This is a genomic window from Enterococcus sp. 12F9_DIV0723 (assembly GCF_002174375.1).
GTDB lineage: Bacteria > Bacillota > Bacilli > Lactobacillales > Enterococcaceae > Enterococcus_A > Enterococcus_A gilvus.
The window spans coordinates 1,629,898-1,633,174 of sequence record NZ_NIBK01000001.1 but is presented as its reverse complement, the minus strand read 5'-3'; the positions used below and the strand labels follow the sequence as shown (position 1 = coordinate 1,633,174).

Below are 3,277 nucleotides of genomic sequence, written 5' to 3'. Positions count from 1 at the left end.
ATGATAAAGTAATCATTGTTAACAAAGAAAAAAACAAAAAGGTGGAATTATTATGTCTCAATTTTTAGAATCATTAAAAGAGCGTCGTTCACATTATGCATTAGGACGTGACGTTAAATTATCTGAAGAAGAAGTTACAGAAGTAATCAAAGATGCTATTAAAAACAGCCCAACGGCTTTTAACGCACAATCTCCTCGTGCAGTAATTCTTTTCGGCGATGCACATGAAAAATTGTGGAACATCGTTGAAGAAGCATTGAAACCATTAACTCCTGCTGAAGTTTTCCCTAATACACAAGCAAAAATTGATGGCTTTAGAACAGCTTACGGTACCGTATTATTCTTTAAAGAAACAGATACTGTGAAGAATTTGCAAGAACAATTTGCACTATACGCTGATAACTTCCCAGATTGGGCAGAACAATCAAACGGGATTGCTACTGCAAATACATGGACTGCGTTAACTTCTGCAGGCCTTGGCGCAAACTTACAACATTACAATCCAGTTATCGATGACGCTGTTGCAGAAGAATGGGATATTCCTGCAAACTGGCAATTACGTTCACAATTGGTTTTCGGCTCTAAAAAAGGCGAAGCAAATGAAAAAGAATTTTTAGCTGATGACGAACGTTTCCGCGTTTTTCATTAATCTCTGAAATGAAGGTGTGATCATTTTTGATCATACCTTTTTTTATATTTAAACTGGCTAATAAAATGACAAAAAAAAGATGGCAACCGCCATCTTTTACTTTCCATTTTTATCTTGATCCTCTTTAGTCAATATCTCTAACGTACTGCCTTCACTAAGGTGTGTAGACAAAAAGACAACAAACTCTGTCAAAGAATAATCAAAAGTCAAAATCGGACCACGTCGATCCTTACGAAAATAGTTAAGTTTTATCAATCCACTATCTTCTTGAAACAAAACGACACGCTCGATCTCATTCAATGGTATCCCACGATTATCTAAACTAAAAAGAAGTAACTGCTCTTCAGTAAACCCTCTTTTATCTAGCAGAAAACTCAGCATCACTAACGCGGCTAAGACAGTCTGAACGCGACCATTAAAATCTTGCCAACTAGTAAAGCCAATCCACAAGATCAGCAGCGCTAAAAAAAGATAAAAAGGATATTGTCTACGTCGTTTAAAAACCGGAATAACGATATCTCTGCGAGCTATTAATAGGAATACATACAGAACGATCGTAAATATCCCCAGTAACACTGTAAATATATTCAAAAAAACCGCCTTCTAACTTGGAATGAAATTAGAATATTTTACCACGACCATGTTAGATTTGTCATCTCGCTGCTCTTGATCAATCTCTTCACACTGATTGATACGTACAACAGCACAATTTGTCATTTTAGAAATTACTTCGCCCTCAACACATTCTTCGAACCCAATTGGGTGGCAGCGATAACTTCTTCCTAGCTCAATTTCTTCTTCATTCATAAGTAAGCCCTCCAGTATCGACATTCATTTGTTCGTCTAGCTTTTGGATCAATGTTATTCGCAATTATACCTAACTATGGAATGGTTTACAATCGAAATCTTCGCTTCAGTCGCAAAAAAAACTTAAATCAGGTAAAATCATTTCAAGGGAGTGATCGTTCATGTTAAATTTTATCGATTCAATAAAAAAAGACGGCTATTTGAGAAGTGCTTTCTATCTAATACTTGGAATTGCTATATTGATTTCACCACGTAGTGTTTTCAGAGGGATCGTGTATATCATCTTTTTCTATCTGCTAATCTTCGGTATCATACAAATCATCCGTGGGGTAAAAGCAAAAAAATATACTGGAAATGTTGGGTTTGAAACTACTAGCGGAATTACGCGAATTATTATCGCATTTGTAATCCTTTGGTTTTCAAAAGGAATTATCAGTATTTTGCCGATGTTCTTAGGTTTTATTATTTTGATCTTTGCCATTGGTCAATTTCTTCAAAGCTGGTCTGCGAAAAGAAATGGTTTTCCAGTTATGGCCCAAGTCATATACAGCGCCTTGATGATTGTTGCGGGTTTCTTCTTATTGTTTAACCCTTTCAGCAGCTTGATGTTTCTTTTTCAAATTTTTGGCTTTTTATTGATAACTATGGCTATTTCAGAATTTATTAACACTCGTCGTTTTAGCCGATAAAAATGGTTTCTATAATAAGAAACAAGATTTATACTTAGTTTATCAAGAAAAGCGAGGTTTTTATGAATACAGCAAAAGAACTCTATCAATTTACCAAAAAATATGGAATCAATTACAACACTACGGAAGAAAAGGGCGTCTTATTATTTACTAACTTCTTATCGGAGTTTCCAAAAACAAATTTTTCATTTTCTTTTATCGGTTTTCATAAGTACGAAAGTATAAAGAAGCAAGAAGGTCTAACTGCATACGGAATCTCAGGAAGTACACTTTATGCTTTGAGCAAGCAAAAGTCTTATAAATACAATCTATACCAGTGCAAAGAAATTAGTGGTAAGAAAAAGCTAAACGGGATTCGCTTAACCCTGGTTTTCAGCACCGAAGTAGTTAAGATCAATTTAGGTTTTGCTGACGGGAATATCATTTTAGCTGCCTTAAAACAAGCGGGTAAAAAATAATCGAGTCTTTTCATTTGAAGAATAGGAAAACTAGCGTTATACTTTTTTCTGTTCTTAATTGGGATATGGCCAAATTGGTAAGGCGCCTGACTCTGAATCAGGTAAGTGTAGGTTCGAGCCCTACTATCCCAATAAAAATAGGGGTTCTATTCATTGATTGAATAGAACCCCTTCTTTTTTCCTTTAAAATTATGGCTTTACAACCATTACATTACAACTTGCATGATTTACTACATACGCTGTAGTAGATCCCACTATTGCTTGTTCTACTGCACCCTTGCCAGTTGATCCAAGTATAATTAAATCTACTTGCGTTTCAACTGCGTAATCGACAATCTTCCGTTTAGGATTTCCAGAATCAATTTTAGTTTCGTAGTCCAACTTACTGATATCTGAATTAGCAATGAGTTGCTCGAGCTCGATTTCAGCATTGTTAAGATGGAATTTTAATGCATCATTAATAAATGCTGGATCTCCTAAAGAAAATTTATAATCCACAACTGTAAGTATAAAAAGTTTTGCGCCATTACGTTCAGCTATGTTCAATGCTTCATTGAATGCATCAGTAGAAGCGGTAGAACCATCCACTGCCACAAGAATTTTTTTATAACTTTCTTTCATTGAGAACGCCTCCCTTAAAATCATTATACAACACTTATAACTTTCTAGAAAAT

6 protein-coding genes and 1 tRNA gene are annotated in these 3,277 nt (G+C 35.1%); 4 read left to right on the top strand and 3 right to left on the bottom strand.

The annotated features are described in order from the left end of the window. The first annotated feature begins 52 nt into the window (after positions 1 to 52). Positions 53 to 649, top strand: a complete 597-nt coding sequence (locus tag A5868_RS07820) for a nitroreductase family protein (RefSeq protein ID WP_087654142.1) — start codon at positions 53 to 55, stop codon at positions 647 to 649. Between the two features lie 96 nt (positions 650 to 745). Here the strand turns inward: A5868_RS07820 and A5868_RS07815 are convergent, their stop codons facing one another. Next, positions 746 to 1,240 carry a hypothetical protein gene (locus tag A5868_RS07815; RefSeq protein WP_010780853.1) on the bottom strand — a complete coding sequence of 165 codons (495 nt, stop codon included), beginning with the start codon at positions 1,238 to 1,240 and terminating at the stop codon, positions 746 to 748. 12 nt (positions 1,241 to 1,252) lie between these two features. After that, positions 1,253 to 1,456 carry a hypothetical protein gene (locus A5868_RS07810; protein ID WP_010780854.1) on the bottom strand — a complete coding sequence of 68 codons (204 nt, stop codon included), beginning with the start codon at positions 1,454 to 1,456 and terminating at the stop codon, positions 1,253 to 1,255. 161 nt (positions 1,457 to 1,617) lie between these two features. Here A5868_RS07810 and A5868_RS07805 point away from each other — a divergent pair, with 161 nt between their 5' ends. The 3 genes from A5868_RS07805 (at position 1,618) to A5868_RS07795 (ending at position 2,735) form a co-directional block, all read left to right on the top strand. Then, complete coding sequence (locus A5868_RS07805; RefSeq protein ID WP_086303903.1) at positions 1,618 to 2,145, top strand: HdeD family acid-resistance protein; 528 nt, start codon at positions 1,618 to 1,620, stop codon at positions 2,143 to 2,145. Between the two features lie 62 nt (positions 2,146 to 2,207). Further along, the gene (locus tag A5868_RS07800; protein ID WP_086303905.1) at positions 2,208 to 2,603 is read left to right on the top strand and encodes a hypothetical protein; all 396 of its coding nucleotides are present in this window, start codon (positions 2,208 to 2,210) and stop codon (positions 2,601 to 2,603) included. Positions 2,604 to 2,662: 59 nt separating this feature from the next. Further along, positions 2,663 to 2,735 (top strand) — tRNA-Gln (locus A5868_RS07795). 57 nt (positions 2,736 to 2,792) lie between these two features. Here A5868_RS07795 and A5868_RS07790 read toward each other — a convergent pair. After that, positions 2,793 to 3,224: a universal stress protein gene (locus A5868_RS07790; protein ID WP_087654141.1), complete on the bottom strand. Its 432-nt coding sequence runs from the start codon at positions 3,222 to 3,224 to the stop codon at positions 2,793 to 2,795. Positions 3,225 to 3,277: the final 53 nt, after the last annotated feature.

Bases quoted from the DNA above. Each gene is read 5' to 3' on its own strand.
- A5868_RS07805 (WP_086303903.1), top strand. From the start codon at position 1,618: ATGTTAAATTTTATCGATTCAATAAAAAAAGACGGCTATTTGAGAAGT.
- A5868_RS07820 (WP_087654142.1), top strand. From the start codon at position 53: ATGTCTCAATTTTTAGAATCATTAAAAGAGCGTCGTTCACATTATGCA.
- A5868_RS07790 (WP_087654141.1), bottom strand. From the start codon at position 3,224: ATGAAAGAAAGTTATAAAAAAATTCTTGTGGCAGTGGATGGTTCTACC.
- A5868_RS07810 (WP_010780854.1), bottom strand. From the start codon at position 1,456: ATGAATGAAGAAGAAATTGAGCTAGGAAGAAGTTATCGCTGCCACCCA.
- A5868_RS07800 (WP_086303905.1), top strand. From the start codon at position 2,208: ATGAATACAGCAAAAGAACTCTATCAATTTACCAAAAAATATGGAATC.